A 24,870-nucleotide genomic window follows, 5' to 3' on the forward strand; every position below is an offset into this window, starting at 1 on the left:
TAAGTATCTTTTTTATTAAAATATACTTGTAAATTCCATAAAATAAGCTACCTTTATTATCATGTTATAAGATGATATATTTATTTATCATTTAATTAAGTGATGTTTTGTTTTATTTCTTATTAACGTGATATTAATATTTTTAATTAGAGACAAAAAGAAATGACAAGTGTAATAACAGGAGATATTGTAAAATCTCGTAGCATAGAAAACCCAGAGCTATGGTTACATACATTAAAAGATGCCTTAACTACAGTTGAAACAGACAGGTCTCTGTGGGAAATTTATCGAGGAGATAGTTTTCAAATAGAAGTTAAAGACATTAGAAAAAGTTTTGAAATTGCTATCTACCTAAAATCCTGTATAAAAACGATTAAGGGCCTGGATGTTAGGTTAGCTATTGGAATTGGAACAAAATCTTATTCTGGTAGTCACATTTTGGAATCTCAAGGAGAAGCGTTTCAATATTCGGGAGAAACTTTAGAAACCCTAAAAAAGGAAAAACAAAATCTTAAAATAAAAACATCTCATAAAAAATTAAATCAAGAATTAAATCTTTATTTTAAATTAGCCTTGTTAAGTATGGATCGCTGGACCGTAAATTCGGCTGAAATTGTAAAGCTAAGCTTAGAAAAACCAAATGCCATTCAAGAAGCGTTAGGGAAGCATCTCGGAATTAATCAAAATGCCATTAGCCTCAGACAGAAACGAGCAAATTTAGAAGAGATCCTAGAACTTAACAACATGTACCAACAAAAAATAACTCAGGAATTATGATACTCCTAATCAAACTATTTTTGGCTCATTTAATAGGAGACTTCGTCTTTCAATCTAAGAAATCTATCAAACAAAAAGAGAAAAAGAAGTTAAAATCTCCTGTACTTTATATTCATATAGCTATTCATTTTGCGTTACTATCTCTATTACTTTGGGATATATCGCTTTGGCCAATTATTCTAACCATTACAATATCTCACTTTATAATAGATGTTTTAAAACTAAAATTTCAGAAGAAAAAAACAAAACGCGTCTGGTTCTTTCTAGACCAACTGCTACATGTTATCATGATTCTTGTTTCTTACTTTTTGTTTACAGAACACCATTTAGAAATCTCATCATTTTTCACTGAGAATACCTTGCTATTAATTACTTGTGTGCTTTTCTTAACGCAACCAGTTTCCATAATTATGATGACTATTTTTAGCAAATGGAACATAGAGAAATTAACAAGTGGAAACGAGTCTCTCAAAGATGCTGGTAGGTATATTGGCATGTTAGAACGTTTATTAGTCTTTGTATTTATAATTTCTAATCACTGGGAAGCTGTTGGATTTTTAATAACTGCGAAATCGGTTTTTAGATTTGGAGATCTAAAGGAAAGTAAGCACAGAAAGCTAACAGAATACATACTAATTGGAACGCTTATTAGTTTTGGAATTGCGATACTTACAGGAATAGCTTACCTCAATTTTGTATAAAAATGTCATTCTAAAGGAGGCACGACTGAAGAATCTATTTTATTTAACAGATTCTTCGCTATGCTCTAAAGGATAAAAAAACTACTGTTTTATAAATCGTTTTGTTACTACTTGGTTTTCTTGAGTCACTCTTACTAAATAAACACCAGAGTGCCATTTAGAAACTGAAACTCTATTGTTTAAAGAACTTAATGCACTTGTATATATTTGTTTACCTAAAATATCTAAAACTTCTACGCGAGCGTCTGTACTGTATTCTGGTAAATTTATATTAAGATGTGTTCTTCCTGGGTTTGGATAGATTGTAAAATCTGCTTTAGTAAAAGTAGGAGCACTTAAAGTAAAAGACTCTCTAGTAATTCCAACATTTTCTCCATGCCATGCTAAAACATATCCCAAACTAGCTTCAAAAGACCAAACTAAATCGATAGAACTAGCAGATGCAGAAAACACATAATCGTTAGGATTTCCAGTATCTGGCAATCTAGTTGCTACCACATTTCTTTGTCCGCCAGTAGTTGTATTAGAAACGATAGTCCAATCTTGTTCGGTATCCAAGGTAGGTATAATACCTGTAGCTACTTGTCCATCTGGTTGACCAGGATATCCAAAATATCTGTCGGTTAACTTAAACTCACCATCATTTAACCAAATAACAACATCTCTACCAGCAGACATAGTCATGGCATCAAAACCTAAACCTAAATACTTATTATCTGGTCCGCTTAAAGTTAATGTTACCAAAGAGGTTGTAACTTCTATTTGTGCTGTATATAAATAGTCTTCATCATTAATTAGCTCAATCACTCCAGTAGAGTAAGTCTGGCTAAAAGAAAGAGAGGTTATTAATGTAAAAATTCCTATTAAGGAAAAAGTAATTTTTTTCATAATCATTTATTTTTCTAATAATTCTATAATTGTTGGATTACTACTATCCATTAAAGCATAATCTAAAGCAGTTTTGTCTCGACTATCTTTTAACGTTCTATCAGCATTTGCTTCTAATAATAATTTAATTATGGCTTCGTTTTTATTTAAAACAGCATAATGCAAAGGGGTTGTTTTATTAGCATCAGGAATATTCGGGTTTACTCCTTTTTCTAATAAAGCCTGAGTTAAAGCAACTTGCCCAGTAAAAACTGCTGCCATTAATGGTGTGCCGTATTTACTGTCACCATCAACCTCTTTAACCTGGTCAATTAAATACAATCCAACAGCCTCATTTCCTTTATAACATGCTAATGTTAAAGGCAAATAACCTCGATTATTCACTTTATTAATAGTATCTGGATTGATGGACATTAATTGCTTAACATCTTCAACAGTTCCAGAACGAGCTACATCAAAAATATTATTTTGAGAAGATACTGTTAAAGACATAAAGATACATCCAACTAATAATAATCGCAACTGATACATTTAATATTTTTGATTTTAAGTAGCTAAAGTAATAATTATTAATAAATTATAAGATACGTTTTATCGAATAAAACCTCTATTTGCTCAAATACATCTTACGTCTTGAATATAAATTATAAAACTCATCGTCTTTTAAGCTTTCAATAAACAAAATACTTTCTCCAGTACTTTTCATTTCTGGACCCAATTGTTTATTTACATTATGGAATTTATTGAAAGAGAAAACAGGTTGTTTTATAGCATAACCATTGAGTTGTGGGTTGAAGTTGAAATCAGTTATTTTCTTCTCTCCCAACATCACTTTTGTTGCAAAATTCACATATGGTTCTCCATAAGCTTTAGAGATAAATGGTACTGTTCTTGAAGCTCTTGGATTGGCTTCAATAATATAAACTATATCGTCTTTTATTGCGAATTGAATATTTATCAATCCAACGGTGTTTAATGCAAGAGCAATCTTGTGTGTGTGGTCTTTAATTTGTTGCAACACAAATTCACCTAAATTAAAAGGTGGCAAAGTTGCATTACTATCTCCAGAGTGAATTCCACAAGGTTCTATGTGTTCCATAATACCAATAATGTACACATTTTCACCATCGCAAATAGCATCTGCTTCTGCTTCGATTGCACCATCTAGATAATGGTCTAACAATAATTGATTTCCTGGCATTTGTCTTAATAAATCGACAACATGTTCTTCTAATTCCTGTTTATTAATTACAATTTTCATGCCTTGACCTCCAAGGACATAAGATGGTCTTACTAATATTGGAAAGTCTAAAACATCCGCAATGGCTGCAGCCTCGTCTGCTGTTGTTGCAATATCAAATTCTGGATAAGGAATATTATTTTCTTTAAGTAAATTTGAAAAAAGACCTCTATCTTCAGCTAAATCTAAAGATTGATAAGTGGTTCCAATAATTTTAATTCCGTATCTGTCTAACTTTTCTGCAAGTTTTAATGCAGTTTGTCCACCAAGTTGCACAATAACGCCTTCTGGCTTCTCATGTTTAATAATATCGTAAATATGTTCCCAGAAAACTGGTTCAAAATATAATTTGTCAGCTGTATCGAAATCTGTAGAAACCGTTTCAGGGTTGCAGTTAATCATGATGGTTTCGTAACCACATTCAGCAGCTGCTAAAACACCATGTACACAACAGTAATCAAACTCGATACCTTGACCAATTCTATTTGGACCAGAACCAAGAACGATAATTTTCTTCTTATCTGAAACCTCGCTTTCATTAGCAGCAAAACGTTTTCCATCTGTTGTTTCAACATCGCTTTCAAACGTTGAGTAATAATAAGGTGTTTGAGCTTTAAATTCGGCAGCACAGGTGTCTACTAATTTATAAACACGATTTACACCTAACTCTTCACGCTTGTTGTATACCTGACTTTCTAAACAATTTAGCATGTGAGCAATTTGCCTGTCTCCATAACCTTTTTGCTTAGCCTCCAACAATAAATCTTTTTGAATGGTATCTACTTTAAATGTGGATATCTCTTTTTCAAGCAAGTATAATTCTTCGTATTGCTTTAAGAACCACATGTCTATTTTAGTAATTTCATGAATTCGGCTTAAAGGAATTCCCATTTGGATGGCATCGTAAATTACAAAGACTCTGTCCCAACTAGCATAAGTAAGTTTGCTAATAATCTGGTCGTAATCTTTATAGCCTTTTCCATCTGCTCCTAGACCGTTTCTTTTTATTTCTAGAGATTGTGTAGCTTTATGAAGAGCTTCTTGAAACGAACGTCCAATACCCATTACTTCTCCAACAGATTTCATTTGAAGACCAAGTGTTCTATCACTTCCTTCAAATTTATCGAAATTCCAACGAGGAATTTTCACAATCACATAATCTAATGTTGGCTCAAATAATGCAGATGTAGATTTAGTAATTTGATTATCTAATTCATCTAAATGATAACCAATAGCTAATTTAGCTGCAATTTTTGCAATAGGATATCCTGTCGCTTTACTTGCTAAAGCTGAAGAACGAGACACACGAGGATTAATTTCAATAGCAATGATATCTTCGTTCTCATCTGGGCTAACAGCAAATTGCACGTTACAACCTCCAGCAAAATCACCAATACTACGCATCATATGGATTGCCATATCACGCATTCTTTGGTAGGTTCTATCACTTAATGTCATGGCTGGAGCAACGGTTATAGAGTCTCCAGTGTGGATTCCCATAGGATCCATATTTTCAATAGAACAGATAATAACAACATTGTCGTTAGCATCACGTAATAGCTCTAACTCGTATTCTTTCCAACCAATTAAAGCCTTATCAATCATGACTTCATGAATAGGGGAAATTTCCAATCCACGAGTTAATAATTCATCAAACTCTTCTTCCTTATACACAAATGAAGCTCCTGCTCCACCCAAAGTAAACGATGCTCTAATAACTAAAGGAAAACCAAATTCTTGAGCTATTTCTTTACCTTTTAAATATGACGTTGCCGTAGCCTGAGGTGCCATTGGAATACCAATTTTTAGCATTAATTCTCTAAACTGCTCTCTATCTTCAGTAATATTAATAGCATCAATATCGACTCCTATTATTTGAACTCCAAAATCTTCCCAAATACCTTTTTCGTCTGCCTCAATACATAAATTTAAAGCTGTTTGTCCTCCCATTGTTGGTAAAACAGCATCTATTTGAGGATGCTCTTTTAAAATTTGAACTAAAGACTTAGTGGTTAAAGGCAACAAGTATACATGATCTGCCATAGAAGGATCTGTCATAATTGTTGCGGGGTTAGAATTAATTAAAATGGTTTCAATTCCATCTTCTCTTAAGGATCTTAATGCTTGAGTTCCAGAATAATCAAATTCGCATGCTTGACCAATGACTATTGGCCCTGAACCAATAATTAAGATAGATTTAAGGTTTGAATTTTTAGGCATTTTTAAATTTTATGTGGTTATAATGTGTTTGCAAAATTAATAAATATCAGATATAAAAAAAGGCGTTACCGTTAAGTAACACCTTTTATATATCAACAATTGTTAATCATTATTTTTTATGTCTTGCTTCAGAAGATACAGATATTTTATGTCTTCCTTTAGCTCTTCTACGAGCTAGAACTTTTCTACCATTGGCAGAAGCCATTCTTTCTCTAAAACCATGTTTATTTTTTCTCTTTCTCTTTGATGGCTGAAATGTTCTTTTTGGCATTGTCTTATGTTTTTAAAATCTTCTTATTATAACTAAAATAATCTGTTCTATCTCTTTGTCTAAAACTGAGCGCAAATATACAAAGCCTTTTTTATTTCACAAACCTTATTTTAAAAATATTTTTTCAATAAAAATTTAGTTTCTTTGTACTCCAAAATCAAACCTTGTTTCATGAACCGATTCGTTCTAAAAATAACTTGTTTCTTTTTACTTATATCAAGTATTCTATCAAGTCAAAATACGTTAGAGTACAAGCTTAATATAGGTGATAACATGGGAGTTACGCAGATATCTAATCAGGATATTGTTCAAGACATGGATGATTCTAAACATGAAATGAACAATCATTTAGAAGGTGATTTCACATTTATTGTTACAGAAATTACTGACAGTTCTTATGTCATTAATTTTAAATTTAATAGGTTTAAATTAGTAACAACATCAAATATTTATGGAGAGTTAATAAATATTGACACTAAAAACAGCGTAATAGACGACAATTTAGAGGCAAAAATATTTTCAGGATTAACAAAATCCACCTTACAAATGGACATGTTAAAAACGGGGGAAATCATTAAAATTTCTGGCACAGAAGCCATGATTAACAAAATGATTACAGATGCTGGAATTACCGATGAGTTTACAAAAGAACTCATGGTAGAAGCCATGAAAAAAGAATTTGGTAATGAGAGTCTAGCCAGAAGTTTTGAACAATTAACTTTTATTTATCCAACTAAAAAAGTAATGACAGGAGATTCTTGGATAAACCATTATTCTGGAGACCTGAATGCTGAGAATAACTGGACATTAATAAATTGGGACAAAAATATTGAGTTGACTGCAAAAAGCATTGTGACAATGATTACTGAAGAAGATTCTCATATCATGTCGTTAAAAGGAACCCAAAACACCCATGTTATTGCCAACAAAAAAACGGGATTTGCAGAACTCATTACAGTCACTTCAAACACAACGGGATCGACGGTTATGAAACAAATGAATGATGTAAAAATACCAACAACTATCAAATCTAAATCAACATATAAAATTAAAAAACATGTACAATAAAGTATTTAAATTAATTATTGCAGGACTCATAATCGCGTATGCTATTTACCAATTCACTGAAGGTTTTATAGGTAATGGAATTATGTATCTATTACTATCTTCAATTTTTATTTTTCTATATTTTAAAAACGAAATCATATTAATAGCATTTTTACGTTTGCGTAAGCAAGATTTTAATGGAGCTAAAAAATGGTTAAACAGAATTAAAAATCCTGAAGGTGCTTTAGTAAAAAAACAACAAGGTTATTTTAATTTCCTTCATGGAATAATGGTTTCTCAAGACAACATGAATGAAGCTGAGAAATATTTCAAGAAAGCTGTAACTTTAGGTTTATCTATGGATCATGATATGGCCATGGCTAAATTAAATCTTGCGGGAATTGCATTTAGCAAAAGACGAAAAAATGAGGCTAAAATTCTTTTGAATGAAGCTCAAGCACTTGATAAAAGAAACATGTTGACTGAACAAATTAAAATGATGAAAGATAACATGAAAAAAGCACAAATGCCTAATCAGCATTTTGGAGGCCATAAACAACAAAGAGCAGGAAAACGCAGGTAATGATCTTATTAAAAGGCAAAAAAAAAGGCTTAACTTTTAAAAGTTAAGCTTTTTTTATCTCTAATTTAAAATTATTTAAGGGTTTGTTTTATAATACCCTTCTTTTGGAATATCAATAAAATATTGTTTTCTGGATTTGTTGTTAAGTTTTGGTTCTCTAAGCCAAGGATTATGAATTTTTAGTATTTTGTAATTAATGTCAAAACCTTTTGCAAAAGCTGAAAAATCTGTTACAGCTGTATCAACTGCAACCTTATAAGTTGGCACTTCTGTATATAAATCTTTTTCTCTAAAATTAAAACCATACTTGTCTGGATGAGCCAAAATCTCTTTTAAAGCGACTATTCTAAATAAATATCTTCCAGTTTCTTCACCCAACAGTAAATCGTAATAATCTTTTACTCCTTGTTCGTCTAACCTTCTAGAAACTCCTGCATTTCCTGCATTATAAGCTGCAGCTGCTAAAGTCCAAGAACCCAGCTGTTCTTTAGATTTCTTTAAATACTCACAAGCCACTTCTGTAGATTTTTCTAAATGATAACGCTCGTCGACATTGTCGTTTATTTCCAATCCATATTCTCTTCCTGTACTTGGCATTATTTGCCAAACTCCTCTTGCTCCTGCTGGAGACACTACATTCATTAATCCACTTTCAATAACAGCTAAATATTTAAAATCGTCTGGAATACCATGTTTTTTAAGAATCGGCTCTATTACAGGAAAATATTTATGTGCACGTTTAAACATTAACAATCCGTTAGATTGCCAATAGGTATTAACCAACAACTCTCTATCCATACGCTCATAAATATCTGGATCTCCTAAAGGCAAAGCTTCTCCTGCAAAATCCAAATGGTCTGGAATTTGAAGCGCATAAACATTATAATCGTTAATTAATTTCTTTTCAAAATTCTCGTCTGTTGGCGCATCTTGCATGGCATAAACAAATAACATTGTCAAGCATAATAACCCAAAAAAAGCAAACACATTCTTAACCCATTTCATCTTTAAATAGTTTTTATAAATTTATAAAATATACAGCAATTTCTAAGCCAATTTTTCATCTAAAATTAATTTTGGCAAATTTTCATTAAACCACTTATATTTATTAATAATCATGATATGAGTCCCACCTTTTACAGTTATACATTCTCCCAAACATCTGTGAGGAAAAACAGCATCTTTTTCACCATGAATATGAATAGCTTCTGGTATTGGTTTATCTTGATCCCAGCATATTACTTGCTTAATAGCCCAATCTAAATACTGTTTATTAGTAACAGATAAATATCTTCTGTATAAAGCAACGCGTTTTTTTATTGTATTACCAAATGTAAATTTTGCTAAAGCATCTACATTACTCGCTAAACTAGTTGGCATGACTTTATAAGCTTTTGTTATTTTGGCAAGTTTCATCCGTTTTGAAAACTCATGCTTCGTTTTCACGCTAGAAACTACAATTAGTTTTTTTAAGTTTAAGTGTTTACTCATTTCTTGTACCATAATTCCACCAAAAGAAACACCAATTAACACAACATGATCATGTTTGATGTTTTCTACCATTCGTTTTGCATAATGAGTAATAGACTCATTTTCAGAAGGTATCAGCCATTCAAGCATGTGCATTTCAAATTGATTCTCTGGTAATTTAATGTTCTCAAAGATCAATGGGCTTGCAGCCATTCCAGGAACAAAATAAACATGTATGATATCTTGACTCATAAGCTTTTAAGTAGGTGAATAATGATTTTTTACAATAATTTTTCGTAAATTTGCATGACAAAACTATTGAAAAATAGCACCGACTCCTAAAATTCCTTTTAAATAAAAAATTTTCTTATTATGATTGAAGCATCTGAACTTGTGGATAATGACTTTTTACGTCAGTATGAATTAAAAATTGATGAACATTTAGCTAAGATTGAGTATTCATTACAAGAACGAAAGATATTTTTAACGAAACTTATAATTCCAGATGAAATTAATACGGAGGAATTTGAAAAAGAATTTCTAGTTGTCGTTTTTCAAAATATTGCAGATCGTAATTTAAGTGTCGTTCCTACGAGTCCTGAAATTGCGAAATTTGTTCGAAAAAACAGAAAATATAAACGCATGCTTCCAGTAGGTGTTAGAATATAAAAATTAAATCCGAAGTTAAAACTTCGGATTTTTTTATACAGCTAATTCTTTTACAAACTCTAATCTTACCAGACCATCTTCATCAATCTTAGTCAATTCAACTTCATGTAACGAATTTACTAATTCTGGATTCCATGGGGCTTTAACTTTTACATAGTTTCCAGTAAAACCTTGAATATAGCCTTCTTTATTTTCGCTCTCAAACAAAACTTTACGCTTTGTATCTATCTGACTTTCATAAAAAGCTCGTCTTTTCTTAGCCGATAAACCTCTTAACATTTTACTTCTTTTTGCTCGCACTCTTTTTGGCACAACTTGGTCCATGCTTGCTGCCAAAGTATTGTCTCTTTCAGAATAAGTAAAAACGTGCAGGTAAGAAATATCTAAATCGTTTAAAAAGTTATAGGTTTCCAGAAACAAATCGTCTGTTTCTCCTGGAAAACCAACAATAACATCAACTCCTATACATGCATGTGGCATGACCTCTTTAATCTTATTAACACGATCGATATATAATTCTTTCATATATCGTCTTCGCATAAGCTTCAATATTTTATTACTTCCACTTTGCAGGGGAATATGAAAATGTGGCACAAAAGTATCGCTTTTAGACACAAAATCTATGGTTTCATTTTTTAACAAATTAGGTTCTATAGAGGAAATACGCAACCTTTCAATACCATTAACTTTATCTAGCTCCCTTACCAAATCCAAGAAAGTATGTTCATGTTTTTTATTACCAAATTCGCCTTTGCCATAATCGCCTATATTAACACCAGTTAAAACAATTTCTTTAATATCCTTTTTAGATATTTCTTCGGCATTTTTAAGTACATTAGTTAATGTGTCGCTTCTAGAGATTCCTCTAGCTAAAGGAATGGTACAGTAAGTACATTTATAATCGCAACCATCTTGTACTTTTAAAAAGGCTCTTGTTCTATCTCCAAAAGAATAACTTCCTACATAGAAATCAGCTTCTTCTATTTCGCAAGAATGTACTTCGCCTAAATCATTTTTAGATAAATCGTTTATATAACTTGTAATTTTGAATTTTTCTGTGGCTCCAAGAACCAAATCCACACCTTCTACATCTGCTAATTCCTGTGGTTTTAGCTGAGCATAGCAGCCAACAGCAACCACAAAAGCATTTGGGTTTAATTTTTGAGATTTTTTAACTATAGATTTAAATCGTTTATCTGCATTTTCGGTTACAGAACAGGTATTAATAACATAAATATCAGCAACTTCAGTAAAATCAACACGCTCAAATCCCTCGTCTTGAAAATTTCTAGCTATGGTTGATGTTTCTGAAAAATTCAGCTTACAGCCTAACGTGTAAAATGCGACTTTTTTTCTCATTAACATTTCGATTTTTTCCTTAATAAAAATATGATTGCAAAATTAATGAAAAAGAGCGCTTTAACCATTTAAAGCGCTCTTTTTTTATTTAATAAAAATAAAATATCTGTTTTAAGATTTCACAATCTTTCTAGTAATACTACCTTCTGAAGTTTCAATTTTTAATAAATAAACACCTGGATTTAAACCAGAAACATCAATATCTTTTTTATTCTGAATTTGTAAAACTACTTGTCCTGTTATTGAATACAACTTGGCATTAACCACTTTTATTGAATCATGTAGGTCTATATGAAGTTCATTTACAACTGGGTTTGGATAAATTGACATTTTATCTAAATCATATTCTTCTACACTTAATAAATCACCAGATACTGTAATATAATAATGTGCATCTGGAAAAGATATAGAATCTGTTGTAACATAGGTAGTTATACCACATGTTCCACTTTTAACAAAGGAATTAGCCGTTTCGTTTGCTGTTCCACCAATAAACCATCCAGTAGTATCAGATTGAGCGATTTCTATAACTACATGCGTAGAAGAAGCTGGAATGGTAATTGAAGGAGAAAAATTGTAACTCACTATAGTTTCGTCAGATCCCAAAGGTATAGTAACAACTTGGCTTCCTAATAAAGTTCCTGGGAACCCTGTAGGAAAAGAAGCATTACTATCATACACATTAACAGTTACATCAAAGGTTGCTGAAACAGATTGAACTCCAATTTCTCCACTAGTTAGTTCAAAGTCTGAGTTAATACCAAAACTTGCCAAATCAAATAATCTAGCCTGCTGATTATCTCCACTAGGACAAGCAACACTATTTGTAGCAGTAATAATATTGTCCGTATTTTGAGTTAATGTAATTTGTGCATTTGTAGTGTATCCAAACAAAATGCTTAATAAAACTAGAATGTAATTTTTTTTCATAATTTTAAATTTTCTATGTTAATAACGAATAAATATAAACCTTTTTAATTATAAATGAAATTTAAATACTTAGTTTTCATACTTCTAATTAGCTGTTCTGATAATAATAAAGACCTTGAAGCAGTTTTTCGATATAACGAACATAAAAATATTGGCTCATTAGATCCGGCTTTTGCAAAAGACAATGCAGATATTTGGGCTATCAATCAATTATTTAATGGTTTGGTGCAAATGGACACCAGTTTAAATGTGAAACCAAGCATAGCTAAAAAATGGACAATTTCTGAAGACGCCCTTAATTATACTTTTACACTTAGAAATGATGTATCTTTTCATAAGCATTCATTATTTGGAAAAGATTCTACAAGAACTGTAAAAGCAAGCGACATTGAATTTAGCTTTAATAGGTTAATTGACAAAAAGTTAGCCTCTCCTGGAAGCTGGGTATTGAATAAAGTAGACTCCTATAAAGCAGTAAACGATTCCACATTTCAGATAAAATTAAAACAACCATTTCCTGCATTTTTAGGACTATTGACCATGAAATATTGTTCTGTAGTTCCTAAAGAAATTGTAGAACATTATAAGAGTGATTTTCGTTCGAATCCAATTGGCACTGGACCTTTTAAATTTAAGCGTTGGGAAGAAAACATCAAGTTAGTTTTTAGAAAAAATAATAATTATTTCGAAAATGATCATCAAGGACATCAGCTCCCTTATTTAGAAGCTGTAGCCATTACTTTTTTACCAGATAAACAAAGTGAATTTCTTCAATTTGCCCAAGGAAATATTGATTATGTTTCTGGCTTAGATGCATCTTATAAAGATGAAATTCTAACAGCTAATGGACAGCTTAGAAATTCGTATTCGAAAGATGTGAACATGTTAAGAAGCCCTTATTTAAACACGGAGTACTTAGCTTTTTTAATGGATTCTAAAATTCCAGAAATTCAATCTTCACTCATCCGAAAAGCCGTAAATTATGGTTTTGATAGAAAAAAAATGATGATTTATCTTCGCAATGGCATTGGTATTCCCGCAAATGGTGGTTTTATCCCAAAAGGACTACCTGGTTATGATGAGTCTATTGGTTTCACGTATCAACCAGAAAAAGCTAAGCAACTAATTGAACAGTTTAAAAAAGAGACTAATATTCAAAATCCAGAAATAACAATTACAACTACAAGTAATTATTTGAGTTTTTGTGAATTTATTCAACGTGAATTGCAAAAAATTGGACTTCAAGTTTATGTTGATGTTATTCCTGCTGCCACTTTAAAAGATGCTAAAGCTAATGGCAAATTAGATATGTTTCGAGCCAGTTGGGTTGCCGATTATCCAGATGCTGAAAATTATTTATCTTTATATTACAGTAAGAATTTTGCTCCAAATGGGCCTAATTACACACATTTTAAAAACAACCAGTTCGATTTGTGGTATCAACAAGCATTTACCGAAACAAACACATGGCAAAGAGAAATGTTATATACAAAAATGGATAGCCTTATTATGCAAGAAGCCCCTATTGTACCTTTGTTTTATGATGAAGTCGTACGGTTTACTAGAAAAAACATTGAAGGGCTTGGCATTAATCCAATTAATTTATTGGAGCTAAAACAAGTAAAAAAGAATTAATTAAGTACTCCTAAACTTTTTTGTTTCCTCAAATATATGCTCTAAAATAGCAGCATCTTGTTCCGTAAATTCTAAATTTCTTCGAGACATCACTACATTAGCCACCTCAAAAGCTTTCTTAGTTAAATAAGTTGTAAAACCAGAACTTCCTCCCCAAGAAAAACTTGGAACAAAATTTCTAGGAAAACCACTTCCAAAAATATTGGCGCTTACACCAACAACTGTTCCTGTATTAAACATGGTATTAATTCCGCATTTGCTATGGTCTCCCATCATGAGTCCGCAAAACTGCAAACCAGTTCTTGCAAAACTTTCTGTTTGGTAATCCCAAAGCCTTACTTCAGCATAATTATTTTTAAGATTAGAATTATTGGTATCTGCTCCAAGATTACACCATTCGCCTAAAACGGAGTTTCCTAAAAACCCATCATGACCTTTGTTTGAAAACCCAAAAACAACTGAATTTGTAACCTCTCCTCCTACTTTACTAAAAGGCCCAACAGTTGTTGGTCCATAAATCTTAGCTCCCATTTTCACTGTTGCATGCTCGCACAAGGCAAAAGGACCTCGAATAATGCTCCCTTCCATTATTTCGGCATCTTTACCAATATAAATGGGACCATTTGTGGCATTTAAAGTGGCAAAATTTAGCTTAGCGCCTTCTTCAATAAAAATAGATTCTGCATTAATAGTATTAACCGTTATAGGTATAGGTTGCGACCTCCTATTGTTTGTTAATAACTCAAAATCTTCTTGAATAGCTTCACCATTTTTTGAGAAGATATCCCAAGTGTGTTCAATTCTCAACACATGGTCATGATATTCGATAGCTTCGTATGTATCTAAATCTATGTCCTCTTGAGTGTCTTTAGTAAAGAAAGCAATAACATCTTCATTTTTAAAAATAGCTTGATTACTTTCTAAGCTTTTAACCATTTCAGCTAATTCCAAATTTGGCAAAAAAGAAGCATTTATCATGATGTTTTCATCCATTTCAACCATGGGATACTTATCAGACAAATAATCTTCAGTGACCGTAGTAGTTGTAAACTCTAAATAGGCTTCCCACTTTTCTCTAATGGTTAAAATACCAATTCTTATATCTGCTACTGGTCGCGTATATGTAAATGGCAACAAATTATTTCGAGAAGGACCATCAAAGAGAATGTAATTCATGAGACATTGGTGTTTATAGCTTTATAAAATGAAAACCTAGAGTTAATCAATTCAAAAGTAAGGTAAATATAGAAACAAAAAAAAGCCTTCAAGAAAAATCTGAAGGCTTTTGTATAATATAGTCGAGCTAAATTATTTTTTAAATTTAGCGTATTTGTTTTTGAATTTATCAATACGACCAGCAGTATCTACCAATTTAGATTTACCAGTGTAAAATGGATGAGATGTTCTAGAAATCTCCATTTTCACTAATGGATATTCAACACCATCAACTTCTAAAGTTTCAGTTGTATTAGCAGTAGATTTAGTTAAAAACACATCTTCATTCGACATATCTTTAAAGGCTACTAATCTATAATTTTCTGGATGTATATCTTTTTTCATCGCTAATCGCTTTTATTGTATTCTATTTTCGAGGTGCAAATTTAAGAATTTTTTACAAATGAACAATACTTTTGTTTTTATTTTTTTAAGTTTTATTATTTTTCAAAAATAAGCTGTAACGTTTTCCTATATTTGTTTACTAACTTACTATAACTTTAACTAACAAAACTATATTAAAAATGGAAAAAACCTTAAAATCGCTATCTATAAATAATGGTCTAATTTTAGGTCTTATTTTATCTGTTATTACAGTGCTAATGTACGCTATAAATCTAGATCTTTTCACCAAATGGTGGGTAGGGATTATTTTATTTTTATTAGCACTTGGTATTGGAGTTTATTCTGCAATAAAAGTCAAGCAACAACAACAAGGTTTCCTTAGCTTTAAACAAGCTTTTAGTGCTTATTTTATTACTATTGCAGTTGGAAGTTTTATTTCAACAATTATTGGAATTGTTATTTTTACATTTGTGGATCCTGATGCTGCAACTTATTTAAACGAACAAATTCTTATCATGACAAAAGAAGCTATGGAAGGATTTGGAGCACCGCAAGAAACCATTCAAAATGCACTTATGGAAGCAGAAAAGAAAAACAATTTTGCGTTAATTGAACAATTAAAAGCGTTTGTTTGGAGACTTTTGTTTTATTGCATCTTTGGGCTTATTGTAGCTTTAATAGTCAAGAAAAACAATCCTGAAACTGAATAAATTCTCTATTTTTGTAAAGCGATTTATAAAACACATACATGAATATATCAGTAGTTATACCACTACTTAATGAACAGGACTCATTAAACGAGTTACATGATTGGATTGCAAAGGTTATGCAATCCAATCATTTTTCTTATGAAATCATTTTTATCGACGATGGTAGTACTGATGATTCTTGGAAAACTATCATTCAATTATCGGAAAAAGATACCAATGTAAAAGGCATTCGCTTTTTAAAGAATTTTGGAAAATCTCAAGCCTTACATGCTGGATTTGATAAAGCACAAGGCAATGTTATAATTACTATGGATGCAGATCTTCAAGATAATCCTGAAGAAATACCCGAGCTTTACAACATGATTGTTTCAGAAAAATACGATATGGTTTCCGGCTGGAAAAAGAAACGCTACGATTCAGTTATTTCTAAAAATCTTCCTTCCAAATTGTTTAATTATGCTGCACGAAAAACTTCAGGTGTTAAACTTCACGATTTCAATTGTGGCTTAAAGTCTTATCACAAAGATGTTGTTAAAAACATTGATGTGAATGGTGAAATGCATAGATACATTCCTGTTCTAGCTAAAAATGCTGGTTTTACCAATATTGGTGAGAAAGTTGTACAACATCAAGCTAGAAAATATGGTGTTACTAAATTTGGGATGGATCGGTTTATTCATGGTTTTTTAGACTTAATTACCATTTGGTTCTTATCACGTTTTGGCAGAAGACCTATGCATCTATTTGGTGCTCTTGGTGTTTTAATGTTTACCATAGGTTTTGCTTTTGCTATATATCTCGGTATTGATAAATTGTTTCTAAATCCGTTTGGAAGATTAATAACACAACGTCCACAATTTTATATCTCTCTAGTAACCATGATTATTGGTACCCAATTTTTTGTAGCTGGATTTTTAGGTGAAATCATTCTTAGAACCAAACAGGACAAAAAACGCTATTTAATTAAAGACGAATTGAATTTGAAACCTCAAACTAATTAAAAGTAATTGAATCTTTTAGAATTACTTATTTTTGCATCACATTTTTAAAATATGATATACATTGAACCAGAATTATTAGAAAGAGTAAATACATGGCTCACACCAGCTTTTGATAATGAAACACAAGCACATATAAAAAATTTAATTGCTACCAATCCCAAAGAACTTAAAGAAAGTTTTTACAAAAACTTAGAGTTTGGAACTGGTGGTATGCGTGGTGTTATGGGAATTGGCACCAATAGAATTAATAAGTATACGCTAGGAAAAAACACACAAGGACTAAGTAATTACTTGCATCAATCTTTTCCAAACGAAACTATAAAAGTTGCCATTGCTTTCGATTGCAGACACAACAGTCAGTCGTTAGCTAAACTTGTAGCAAACGTATTTTCAGCAAATAATATTGAAGTATTTTTATTTGAAGATTTACGACCAACTCCTGAATTATCTTTTGCTCTAAAGCATCTAGGTTGCCATTGTGGCATTGTATTAACAGCATCACACAATCCTCCAGAATACAATGGATATAAGGTATATTGGCAAGATGGCGGACAACTTGTACCACCTCAAGATATTGAAATTATAAACGAAATAAACAATCTGGATTATTCCGAAATTAAATTCGAAGCCAACGAATCTTTAATTCAATATATTGGTAAAGAAGTAGATGATGTCTTTATTAACGCATCTATTAAAAACGGGAGTTTTAACACTACACAACAAGCTAAAGATAATTTAAACATTGTATTTACCTCGTTACATGGCACTTCAATTACTATTATTCCTGAAACATTAAAACGAGCCGAATATAAAAAGGTGCATATTGTGGAAGAACAAGCCGAGCCTAATGGCGACTTTCCTACTGTGGCTTCGCCAAACCCTGAAGAACCAGAAGCCTTAAAAATGGCTTTAGATTTAGCGGATAAAGTTGAAGGAGACATTGTAATTGGAACAGATCCTGATAGTGATAGAATTGGTGTGGCTGTTAGAGATTTTAACGGAAACATGACCTTGCTTAATGGCAATCAAGCCATGCTAATGATGACAGATTTTTTATTGAAACAATGGCACGCTGAAGGGAAAATTCAAGGAAACCAATTTATTGGATCCACCATCGTTTCAACACCAATGATGAGCGTTTTAGCAAAAGCTTATGGAGTTGAATGCAAGATAGGCTTAACAGGTTTTAAATGGATTGCCAAAATGATTAAAGACTTCCCAGAACTCGATTTTGTTGGTGGTGGCGAAGAAAGTTTCGGGTATATGGTTGGTGATTTTGTACGAGATAAAGATGCGGTAACTGCAACACTACTTGCTTGCGAAATTGCTGCTCAAGCCAAAGCTAACGGCAGTTCATTTTATAACGAATTAATCAAACTTTACGTAAAACACGGTTTATATAAAGAAAGATTAATATCCTTAACTAAAAAAGGTATTGAAGGTGCTCAAGAAATCAAACAAATGATGGTTGATTTCAGAAAAAAACCACTTACAATTATTAATAATTCAAAAGTTATTAGAATTGAAGACTATCAAAGTTCAATGGCTAAAAACCTTGTTACTGGAATCGAAGAAATGATACCTATTCCAAAATCAAACGTATTGATATATTATACTGAAGATGGGAGCCAGATAGCATTACGACCAAGTGGAACCGAACCAAAAATTAAATTCTATATTAGCGTGAATACAACGCTAGACAATGTGTCAGATTTTATTATCACGGAACAAAAATTGGAAACCAAGATAGATGCTATCATTAAAGATATGCAACTTAATTAAATGAAAAAAATAATAAATCAACTTTGGCCATTTATAAAAAAGTTTAAAAAGCACGTTTTTTTAAATGTCTTTTTTAATTTATTATATGCGTTGTTTAGTGCTCTAGCTTTTATTTCGCTTATTCCCATGTTAAATGTTTTATTCGATAAAACATCTGTAGTTACAGAAGCTCCTGTTTGGAATGGCATAAAAGGCATAAAAACTTATGGAGAACAATTATTAAATTATAAAGTTAGTAGTTATTTAGAAGATGGAAATGCACAAATGGCTTTGGTAATTGTTATTTCTTTGGTAATTTCTACCTTTTTACTTAAAAATTTATTTGGCTATATTTCAATGCAACACATGATGTATCTTAAAAATGGGGTTCTCAACAACCTTAGAAAAGATATGTACAAAAAAATTATCGAGCTACCTTTAAGTTTTTATTCTAAAAAACAAAAAGGAGATGTCATGGCCAGAATTCTAGGTGATATTAATGAAATGCAAAACTCTTTCTTTATTGTTTTAGAACTTATTGTAAGAGAACCAGCAACTATTATTTTCTCTTTAATTTTCATGTTTACCTTTAGCTGGAAACTAACACTATTTGTTTTACTATTTATACCGGTTGCAGGACTTTTAATCTCTAGATTAGGAAAAAGCTTAAAAAGCAATTCTTTAAAAGCTCAACAAGAATCTGGAAAATTAATCTCAATTGTAGAAGAATCTTTAACAGGTTTAAAAATTGTTAAAAGTTATAATGCTGAGCCTATTTTTAAAAATAATTTCACCAGTTCAGCAGATAGAATTTTAAGGCTTTCTAATAAAATAGGACTCAAAAATAATCTAGCTGGACCTGTTAGTGAAGTTTTAGGAATTACTACTATTGCTGTTCTGTTATGGTATGGTGGCCAATTGGTACTTGTAGATAAAGTGATTGAAGGTACAGATTTTTTAGCGTTTATGGGATTGTCTTATGCTATTTTAACCCCAGCAAAAGCTATAAGTAAAGCATCTTATCGTGTTAAAAATGGCATGGCAGCAGCCGATCGTGTTTTCGAAATTTTACACGAACAGGATACTATGGCCGATTTACCTAATGCGACTGTATTATCTGACTTTAATAAAGAATTGACTATTAATAATATGTCTTTTAAATATGATAATGATCTTGTCCTTAAAAACTTCAGCATTAAAGTACCAAAAGGGAAAACCGTTGCCCTTGTTGGACAGTCTGGATCCGGTAAAAGCACCATTGCAAACTTGGTTACAAGATTCTACGATATTAACGAAGGAAGTATTAACATAGACGGAATTAATATTAAAAATGTTACTAAAAAATCTTTAAGAGATCTTATGGGGTTAGTCACTCAAGACTCCATCCTATTTAACGATTCTATAAAAAATAATATACTCATTGGAAAACCAAATGCTACCGAAGATGAAATTATTGAAGCTTTAAAAATTGCTAATGCTTGGGAATTTGTTAAAGACCTACCGAGTGGCATTGAAACCAATGTTGGAGATGCAGGAAATAATTTCTCTGGAGGCCAAAAGCAGCGTTTAAGTATTGCTAGAGCTGTATTAAAAAATCCTCCAATCATGATTTTAGACGAAGCAACTTCTGCCTTAGACACAGAAAGCGAACGCTTAGTGCAAATTGCTTTAGAGAATATGATGAAGAACAGAACATCTATAGTAATTGCTCATAGATTATCAACTATCCAAAATGCAGACGAAATTATCGTGATGCAAAAAGGTGAAATTGTAGAACAAGGAGCGCATCAAGAATTATTAGACAAAAACGGTATGTACAAAAAGCTGGTCGACATGCAAAGTTTTGAGTAAACTAGAATAAACTTATAAATTAAAAAAGGACAACATTTACATGCTGTCCTTTTTTGCTATTGTTAGACTTGGGGAAAACTAACAAATAAGTAGGTTGGTTGCTGTAAACATAAAACAAATTTGTATATAAACCAAATAAAATATGCTACTCATCGTATTAAACATGCTGTTTGTCGATGATTTCTAATTTATACTATTGATTTACAATCGATTAGCTTTTTTATTCTTTTTTGATTAAACTTTTAGTAATTTGTAGTGTCTAATAATAAAACATACGAGTGACTGAGGAATTAAATCTTGTTGAGCAACTTAAATCAGAAGACACAAAAGAGGCTGCCTTTAGAGAGTTAATTACTCAATATAAAGAACGTTTATATTGGCATATTCGAAATATTGTTAAATCTCATGACGATACAGACGATGTCCTACAAAACACTTTTATTAAAATTTTCAAAAACATTCATAACTTTAAAGGAGACAGCAAACTCTTTTCATGGATGTATAGAATAGCAACAAATGAGTCTTTAACTTTTTTAAAACAAAGAGCAAAACATTTACAAATCTCGAACGAAGAAGCACAACAACTTGCTATAAACAACTTGAAAGCTGATGTTTATTTTGAAGGAGATGATATTCAATATAAATTACAACTGGCAATTGCAAAGTTGCCTGAGAAACAACAATTGGTATTTAACATGAAGTACTTTCAAGACCTTACTTATAAAAACATGTCCGACATTTTAGAAACAAGTGAAGGAGCACTAAAGGCATCATACCACATTGCTTCAAAAAAAGTTGAAGAGTATTTAACTAACAATTAAACTTTTATTATAAAAAACAGTCTAAACATTAAGATGAAAAAGAATAGTATCCATAATATAAAAAAATCGGGATTAAAAACTCCTGAAAATTATTTTTCCAATTTGGAAGAAACTATTATGTCACAAATACATCTAAATGAGAACATAAATAAATCAGCATTTAAAACTCCTGAAAATTATTTTGAGACCCTTGAAGATAGAATTATCAATCAAGTTCAAGACAAAAAAGAAACAAAAGTTATTTCATTAATATCTAAACGACATATATTAACCATTTCAAGTGTTGCAGCTGCCATTGTCATATTATTTAATCTTAATATATTTAATAACAGTATCTCTTTTGACGAGATAGAAACCGAAGCTTTAGAAAATTATGTCTCGAATCAGGATTTAGAAACGTTAGATATGGAGGCTGAAATTATTGAAGACATCGATATTTCATCATTTATTTTAGAGGATGCCATTAGTGATGCATCTCTTGAAAACTATCTATACAATTCATCAGACTTTGAAGATTACATGTCTGAATAACATTTTATACAAATGAAAAAAAACATCCTTATTACCTTATTAATACTCTTGAGCCTCACAGGTTTCGCTCAAGACAAACACGAAAAAATAAAAGCTCTTAAAACAGCTTATATTACTGAGCAGTTAAATTTGTCTAAAACTGAAGCAGAGAAATTTTGGCCTATTTATAATAAATATGAAGAAGAAAAAAGTGCTATAAAAAGTGAAAGCCATAAAGACAGAAAAGATATTGATTATAATAAATTAACTGAGGTCGAAGCCAATGCCATGCTGGTTGAAATGAAAGCCTTAAACAATAGACGATACAAAATCTACAACAATCTGATTACCGATCTACAACAGGTCATTTCGTCCAAAAAAATTGTTCAACTAAAAAAGGCAGAAATGGACTTCAACAGAAAAATGTTTGATGAGTATCGAAAAAGGCATCATCCCGAACATAAAGAAAAACCATAAAAAAAGAAGCCAGTTGGCTTCTTTTTTTATTTAAATTTCAGCTTACTTATTCTTCCATGACCAGCTGCATAAGCAATACTATCATTTAAAAACCTTAAAGTATAAAATCCTTCCTTACTTAAATTTCGCCAGGTAACTCCTCCATCATTACTATAATCTATTCCTTTAAAACCAACCGTTACTAACTCTTTTCCTTCTCTGTTTGGAACATACCGAACACAACTTCTATAACCAGGATTTTGTCCATTGGCAATTAAGTTCCATGTTTTTCCACCATCGGTAGTAGTTATTTTATTAGCTGTATTGTTATCTGGTTTTGTATAATCTCCTCCTATACCAAAGCCAATGTACTCATCGTAAAAAGCAATAGAATAGATCCCTTCTGTTTCTTTTTCGTTAATAATTGGAGTTTGTACTACATCCCAAGTCAAGCCCTTATTTTTAGATAAATAAACTCTTCCTGATGTTGTTGCAACCCAAGTGTTATTACCAGAAATAGCAATATTGGTATTGCTTGCTGCAAAAGCACCTTCACTTTCAATTCCTATTGGCAACTTACTACAAGGCACTTTATTCCATGTATGTCCACCATCTCTAGTTATAATGATACTTAAACACTCTTCTGTAGTATCACCAATGGCTATTCCTTCTTTATCATTCCAAAAGGTCAAGGCATCGTAAAAAACTTTAGGGTGCTCTTCTAAATAGACCAAATCCATACTTCCTTTGTCTCCTGTTTTAAATAACAGAGCTGGATTACCAACACTTAACATAAAAAAATCTGTTGCTGTATGAGCAATAGACCTAAATTCTAATTGTAATGAGTCGAGTTCTTGTTTAGAAATCTGCCAATTTGCCTTCTTTGGATTATAAAGTCCATATGTGCCATTATTAGCTGCAAAAGCCAGGCTTCCATCATCTAAAATATCAATAGCTCTAATACTCAACAAAGAATCTTTTAAAATAGACTCAATTTCTATAGACTTAAAATCCCTTGGAATAAATACTTCATTTTCTTTACATGAAATCAATAATCCACAACCAAGAATAAAACAAATAAGGTATCTCATTTTATAATTTTTTGAGGAAAGATAAGTCTATTCATCTAAATAATAAAAACATTCGTGAAATCGTAGCAATTAACGTAACTTTGCAAGCTTATAAAATTACAATGAGATTACACAGGAATTTATGTTTTGCAACAATTGACGGTTTAACGTTAATCTTCAATGAAGGAAAATATGCCGATAAAGTTATTCAACAATTATTAAAACGAGATAAACGTTGGGGAGCAAGAGATCGTGCTTTTGTTGCCGAAACCACATACGAAATAGTAAGATGGAAGCGCTTATATAGTGAAATTGCTGAAGTAAAAGAACCTTACAGTCGTGAAGATTTATGGCGAGTATTTGCTGTTTGGGCCACCTTAAGAGGTATCAAATTACCTGATTGGAAATATTTCGAAAACACACCTACACGAAAAATTAAAGGACGATTCGACGAACTTTCTAAAATTAGAAAATTTAAAGAATCTATTCCAGACTGGTTAGACGAAGTAGGTGAAAAAGAACTTGGAAAAGCTGTTTGGACCAAAGAAATTGCTGCATTAAACGAACAAGCAGATGTTATTTTAAGAGTGAACACCCTTAAAACAACAAAAGAAAAATTACAATCTGAATTATTCGATCTAGACATTGAAACCGAATTTATAAAAGATCATCCTAGCGCTTTAAGATTAAAAGAACGTGCCAATGTTTTTACTACTGACGCTTTTCAAAATGGGCATTTTGAAGTTCAAGACGCCTCTTCACAATTAGTTGCAGAATTTTTAAATGTAGAACCAGGTATGCGTGTGGTTGATGCTTGTGCTGGTGCTGGTGGGAAAGCTTTACATCTAGCTTCTCTAATGGAAAATAAGGGTCAGATTATCGCCATGGATATCTACGATAATAAATTAAAAGAATTAAAACGTAGAGCTAAACGTAATGGGGCACATAATATAGAGCCTAGACATATAGATTCTACTAAAGTTATCAAAAAATTATACGGCAAAGCTGATCGTGTTCTCATAGATGCACCTTGTTCTGGACTTGGTATTTTACGTAGAAACCCTGATGCTAAATGGAAATTACAACCAGAATTTATTGAAAACATCAAACAAACACAACAAGAAATTCTTCAGCAATACTCTAGAATGGTAAAACCCGGAGGACAGCTAGTATATGCCACTTGTTCTATTCTACCTTCTGAAAATAAAAAGCAAGTGGATACTTTTTTAACATCAGAAATGGGAAAAGATTTTACCTTTGTAAAAGATAAAAGCATTTTATCTCACAAATCTGGTTTCGACGGATTTTACATGGCATTATTAGAAAATAAAAAATAAATA

General features: G+C 31.5%; 25 protein-coding genes. 14 read left to right on the top strand and 11 right to left on the bottom strand.

The annotated features are described in order from the left end of the window. The first annotated feature begins 162 nt into the window (after positions 1-162). Positions 163-777 carry a transcriptional regulator gene (locus ACI5KZ_RS08490; RefSeq protein ID WP_109308838.1) on the top strand — a complete coding sequence of 205 codons (615 nt, stop codon included), beginning with the start codon at positions 163-165 and terminating at the stop codon, positions 775-777. Next, entirely contained in the window at positions 774-1,478 is a 705-nt protein-coding gene (locus tag ACI5KZ_RS08495; RefSeq protein WP_109308839.1) for a DUF3307 domain-containing protein, read from the top strand. The genes ACI5KZ_RS08490 and ACI5KZ_RS08495 overlap by 4 nt, the downstream gene beginning before the upstream one ends. 81 nt (positions 1,479-1,559) lie before the next feature. Here the strand turns inward: ACI5KZ_RS08495 and ACI5KZ_RS08500 are convergent, their stop codons facing one another. From ACI5KZ_RS08500 to rpmH, 4 genes are all read right to left on the bottom strand, one after another. Further along, positions 1,560-2,366: a T9SS type A sorting domain-containing protein gene (locus ACI5KZ_RS08500; RefSeq protein WP_165815803.1), complete on the bottom strand. Its 807-nt coding sequence runs from the start codon at positions 2,364-2,366 to the stop codon at positions 1,560-1,562. Between the two features lie 6 nt (positions 2,367-2,372). Continuing rightward, a complete protein-coding gene (locus ACI5KZ_RS08505) occupies positions 2,373-2,888 on the bottom strand; it encodes an ankyrin repeat domain-containing protein (RefSeq protein ID WP_406847422.1) in 516 nt (171 codons plus the stop codon). An 85-nt stretch (positions 2,889-2,973) separates the two neighbouring features. Further along, positions 2,974-5,826 (bottom strand): carbamoyl-phosphate synthase large subunit, encoded by a 2,853-nt coding sequence (carB, locus tag ACI5KZ_RS08510; RefSeq protein WP_406847423.1) that lies wholly within the window; start codon positions 5,824-5,826, stop codon positions 2,974-2,976. 109 nt (positions 5,827-5,935) lie between these two features. After that, entirely contained in the window at positions 5,936-6,097 is a 162-nt protein-coding gene (gene rpmH / locus ACI5KZ_RS08515; protein WP_109308843.1) for a 50S ribosomal protein L34, read from the bottom strand. A gap of 171 nt (positions 6,098-6,268) precedes the next feature. On the opposite strand from rpmH, the gene ACI5KZ_RS08520 reads away from it, so the two are divergent. Both ACI5KZ_RS08520 and ACI5KZ_RS08525 read left to right on the top strand, forming a co-directional pair. Beyond that, positions 6,269-7,165: a DUF6263 family protein gene (locus tag ACI5KZ_RS08520; RefSeq protein ID WP_123808362.1), complete on the top strand. Its 897-nt coding sequence runs from the start codon at positions 6,269-6,271 to the stop codon at positions 7,163-7,165. Then, positions 7,155-7,727 carry a hypothetical protein gene (locus ACI5KZ_RS08525; protein WP_109308845.1) on the top strand — a complete coding sequence of 191 codons (573 nt, stop codon included), beginning with the start codon at positions 7,155-7,157 and terminating at the stop codon, positions 7,725-7,727. Before ACI5KZ_RS08520 ends, ACI5KZ_RS08525 begins: the two co-directional genes overlap by 11 nt. 75 nt (positions 7,728-7,802) lie before the next feature. Here ACI5KZ_RS08525 and ACI5KZ_RS08530 read toward each other — a convergent pair whose 3' ends face one another. After that, the gene (locus tag ACI5KZ_RS08530) at positions 7,803-8,732 is read right to left on the bottom strand and encodes a lytic transglycosylase domain-containing protein (protein WP_109308846.1); all 930 of its coding nucleotides are present in this window, start codon (positions 8,730-8,732) and stop codon (positions 7,803-7,805) included. A gap of 42 nt (positions 8,733-8,774) precedes the next feature. Next, complete coding sequence (locus tag ACI5KZ_RS08535) at positions 8,775-9,449, bottom strand: YqiA/YcfP family alpha/beta fold hydrolase (protein ID WP_109308847.1); 675 nt, start codon at positions 9,447-9,449, stop codon at positions 8,775-8,777. Between the two features lie 120 nt (positions 9,450-9,569). Between ACI5KZ_RS08535 and ACI5KZ_RS08540 the strand changes: the two genes are divergently transcribed. Further along, positions 9,570-9,866 (top strand): N-acetyltransferase, encoded by a 297-nt coding sequence (locus tag ACI5KZ_RS08540; RefSeq protein WP_109308848.1) that lies wholly within the window; start codon positions 9,570-9,572, stop codon positions 9,864-9,866. 33 nt (positions 9,867-9,899) lie between these two features. Here ACI5KZ_RS08540 and mtaB read toward each other — a convergent pair whose 3' ends face one another. Next, positions 9,900-11,225 (bottom strand): tRNA (N(6)-L-threonylcarbamoyladenosine(37)-C(2))-methylthiotransferase MtaB, encoded by a 1,326-nt coding sequence (gene mtaB / locus ACI5KZ_RS08545; protein ID WP_406847424.1) that lies wholly within the window; start codon positions 11,223-11,225, stop codon positions 9,900-9,902. 111 nt (positions 11,226-11,336) lie between these two features. Then, entirely contained in the window at positions 11,337-12,155 is an 819-nt protein-coding gene (locus tag ACI5KZ_RS08550; RefSeq protein WP_109308850.1) for a T9SS type A sorting domain-containing protein, read from the bottom strand. A 54-nt stretch (positions 12,156-12,209) separates the two neighbouring features. On the opposite strand from ACI5KZ_RS08550, the gene ACI5KZ_RS08555 reads away from it, so the two are divergent. Continuing rightward, positions 12,210-13,790, top strand: a complete 1,581-nt coding sequence (locus tag ACI5KZ_RS08555) for an ABC transporter substrate-binding protein (protein ID WP_109308851.1) — start codon at positions 12,210-12,212, stop codon at positions 13,788-13,790. Here the strand turns inward: ACI5KZ_RS08555 and ACI5KZ_RS08560 are convergent, their stop codons facing one another. Both ACI5KZ_RS08560 and ACI5KZ_RS08565 read right to left on the bottom strand, forming a co-directional pair. Then, positions 13,791-14,966: a GlmU family protein gene (locus ACI5KZ_RS08560; protein ID WP_109308852.1), complete on the bottom strand. Its 1,176-nt coding sequence runs from the start codon at positions 14,964-14,966 to the stop codon at positions 13,791-13,793. Between the two features lie 132 nt (positions 14,967-15,098). Then, positions 15,099-15,350 carry a type B 50S ribosomal protein L31 gene (locus tag ACI5KZ_RS08565; protein WP_109308853.1) on the bottom strand — a complete coding sequence of 84 codons (252 nt, stop codon included), beginning with the start codon at positions 15,348-15,350 and terminating at the stop codon, positions 15,099-15,101. A gap of 179 nt (positions 15,351-15,529) precedes the next feature. Between ACI5KZ_RS08565 and ACI5KZ_RS08570 the strand changes: the two genes are divergently transcribed. The 7 genes from ACI5KZ_RS08570 to ACI5KZ_RS08600 all read left to right on the top strand — a co-directional run bounded on the left by ACI5KZ_RS08570 (position 15,530) and on the right by ACI5KZ_RS08600 (position 22,481). Continuing rightward, entirely contained in the window at positions 15,530-16,060 is a 531-nt protein-coding gene (locus tag ACI5KZ_RS08570) for a DUF4199 domain-containing protein (protein ID WP_109308854.1), read from the top strand. Positions 16,061-16,098: 38 nt separating this feature from the next. Then, entirely contained in the window at positions 16,099-17,061 is a 963-nt protein-coding gene (locus ACI5KZ_RS08575) for a glycosyltransferase family 2 protein (RefSeq protein WP_406847425.1), read from the top strand. Between the two features lie 51 nt (positions 17,062-17,112). Beyond that, positions 17,113-18,843, top strand: a complete 1,731-nt coding sequence (locus ACI5KZ_RS08580; protein ID WP_406847426.1) for a phospho-sugar mutase — start codon at positions 17,113-17,115, stop codon at positions 18,841-18,843. After that, positions 18,844-20,673 carry an ABC transporter ATP-binding protein gene (locus ACI5KZ_RS08585; protein ID WP_109308856.1) on the top strand — a complete coding sequence of 610 codons (1,830 nt, stop codon included), beginning with the start codon at positions 18,844-18,846 and terminating at the stop codon, positions 20,671-20,673. A gap of 278 nt (positions 20,674-20,951) precedes the next feature. Further along, positions 20,952-21,494 carry an RNA polymerase sigma factor gene (locus tag ACI5KZ_RS08590; protein ID WP_406847427.1) on the top strand — a complete coding sequence of 181 codons (543 nt, stop codon included), beginning with the start codon at positions 20,952-20,954 and terminating at the stop codon, positions 21,492-21,494. Positions 21,495-21,527: 33 nt separating this feature from the next. After that, positions 21,528-22,025 carry a hypothetical protein gene (locus ACI5KZ_RS08595; RefSeq protein ID WP_109308858.1) on the top strand — a complete coding sequence of 166 codons (498 nt, stop codon included), beginning with the start codon at positions 21,528-21,530 and terminating at the stop codon, positions 22,023-22,025. A gap of 12 nt (positions 22,026-22,037) precedes the next feature. Next, positions 22,038-22,481 carry a sensor of ECF-type sigma factor gene (locus ACI5KZ_RS08600; protein ID WP_109308859.1) on the top strand — a complete coding sequence of 148 codons (444 nt, stop codon included), beginning with the start codon at positions 22,038-22,040 and terminating at the stop codon, positions 22,479-22,481. Positions 22,482-22,507: 26 nt separating this feature from the next. Here the strand turns inward: ACI5KZ_RS08600 and ACI5KZ_RS08605 are convergent, their stop codons facing one another. Next, complete coding sequence (locus ACI5KZ_RS08605; RefSeq protein WP_109308860.1) at positions 22,508-23,551, bottom strand: oxidoreductase; 1,044 nt, start codon at positions 23,549-23,551, stop codon at positions 22,508-22,510. A gap of 101 nt (positions 23,552-23,652) precedes the next feature. Between ACI5KZ_RS08605 and ACI5KZ_RS08610 the strand changes: the two genes are divergently transcribed. Then, positions 23,653-24,867: an RsmB/NOP family class I SAM-dependent RNA methyltransferase gene (locus tag ACI5KZ_RS08610; protein WP_109308861.1), complete on the top strand. Its 1,215-nt coding sequence runs from the start codon at positions 23,653-23,655 to the stop codon at positions 24,865-24,867. The last annotated feature ends 3 nt before the right edge of the window (positions 24,868-24,870 follow it).

Origin of the sequence: Xanthomarina sp. GH4-25 (assembly GCF_045363175.1) — a bacterium.
GTDB lineage: Bacteria > Bacteroidota > Bacteroidia > Flavobacteriales > Flavobacteriaceae > Xanthomarina.

What these genes read in the sequence shown, in the direction of transcription:
- ACI5KZ_RS08585 (WP_109308856.1), top strand. Translation starts at nt 18,844, where the DNA reads ATGAAAAAAATAATAAATCAACTTTGGCCATTTATAAAAAAGTTTAAA.
- carB (WP_406847423.1), bottom strand. Translation starts at nt 5,826, where the DNA reads ATGCCTAAAAATTCAAACCTTAAATCTATCTTAATTATTGGTTCAGGG.
- ACI5KZ_RS08500 (WP_165815803.1), bottom strand. Translation starts at nt 2,366, where the DNA reads ATGAAAAAAATTACTTTTTCCTTAATAGGAATTTTTACATTAATAACC.
- ACI5KZ_RS08580 (WP_406847426.1), top strand. Translation starts at nt 17,113, where the DNA reads ATGATATACATTGAACCAGAATTATTAGAAAGAGTAAATACATGGCTC.
- ACI5KZ_RS08575 (WP_406847425.1), top strand. Translation starts at nt 16,099, where the DNA reads ATGAATATATCAGTAGTTATACCACTACTTAATGAACAGGACTCATTA.
- ACI5KZ_RS08550 (WP_109308850.1), bottom strand. Translation starts at nt 12,155, where the DNA reads ATGAAAAAAAATTACATTCTAGTTTTATTAAGCATTTTGTTTGGATAC.
- ACI5KZ_RS08530 (WP_109308846.1), bottom strand. Translation starts at nt 8,732, where the DNA reads ATGAAATGGGTTAAGAATGTGTTTGCTTTTTTTGGGTTATTATGCTTG.
- ACI5KZ_RS08570 (WP_109308854.1), top strand. Translation starts at nt 15,530, where the DNA reads ATGGAAAAAACCTTAAAATCGCTATCTATAAATAATGGTCTAATTTTA.
- ACI5KZ_RS08535 (WP_109308847.1), bottom strand. Translation starts at nt 9,449, where the DNA reads ATGAGTCAAGATATCATACATGTTTATTTTGTTCCTGGAATGGCTGCA.
- ACI5KZ_RS08565 (WP_109308853.1), bottom strand. Translation starts at nt 15,350, where the DNA reads ATGAAAAAAGATATACATCCAGAAAATTATAGATTAGTAGCCTTTAAA.
- ACI5KZ_RS08555 (WP_109308851.1), top strand. Translation starts at nt 12,210, where the DNA reads ATGAAATTTAAATACTTAGTTTTCATACTTCTAATTAGCTGTTCTGAT.
- ACI5KZ_RS08495 (WP_109308839.1), top strand. Translation starts at nt 774, where the DNA reads ATGATACTCCTAATCAAACTATTTTTGGCTCATTTAATAGGAGACTTC.
- ACI5KZ_RS08600 (WP_109308859.1), top strand. Translation starts at nt 22,038, where the DNA reads ATGAAAAAAAACATCCTTATTACCTTATTAATACTCTTGAGCCTCACA.
- ACI5KZ_RS08520 (WP_123808362.1), top strand. Translation starts at nt 6,269, where the DNA reads ATGAACCGATTCGTTCTAAAAATAACTTGTTTCTTTTTACTTATATCA.
- rpmH (WP_109308843.1), bottom strand. Translation starts at nt 6,097, where the DNA reads ATGCCAAAAAGAACATTTCAGCCATCAAAGAGAAAGAGAAAAAATAAA.
- mtaB (WP_406847424.1), bottom strand. Translation starts at nt 11,225, where the DNA reads ATGAGAAAAAAAGTCGCATTTTACACGTTAGGCTGTAAGCTGAATTTT.
- ACI5KZ_RS08490 (WP_109308838.1), top strand. Translation starts at nt 163, where the DNA reads ATGACAAGTGTAATAACAGGAGATATTGTAAAATCTCGTAGCATAGAA.
- ACI5KZ_RS08560 (WP_109308852.1), bottom strand. Translation starts at nt 14,966, where the DNA reads ATGAATTACATTCTCTTTGATGGTCCTTCTCGAAATAATTTGTTGCCA.
- ACI5KZ_RS08540 (WP_109308848.1), top strand. Translation starts at nt 9,570, where the DNA reads ATGATTGAAGCATCTGAACTTGTGGATAATGACTTTTTACGTCAGTAT.
- ACI5KZ_RS08605 (WP_109308860.1), bottom strand. Translation starts at nt 23,551, where the DNA reads ATGAGATACCTTATTTGTTTTATTCTTGGTTGTGGATTATTGATTTCA.
- ACI5KZ_RS08610 (WP_109308861.1), top strand. Translation starts at nt 23,653, where the DNA reads ATGAGATTACACAGGAATTTATGTTTTGCAACAATTGACGGTTTAACG.
- ACI5KZ_RS08525 (WP_109308845.1), top strand. Translation starts at nt 7,155, where the DNA reads ATGTACAATAAAGTATTTAAATTAATTATTGCAGGACTCATAATCGCG.
- ACI5KZ_RS08595 (WP_109308858.1), top strand. Translation starts at nt 21,528, where the DNA reads ATGAAAAAGAATAGTATCCATAATATAAAAAAATCGGGATTAAAAACT.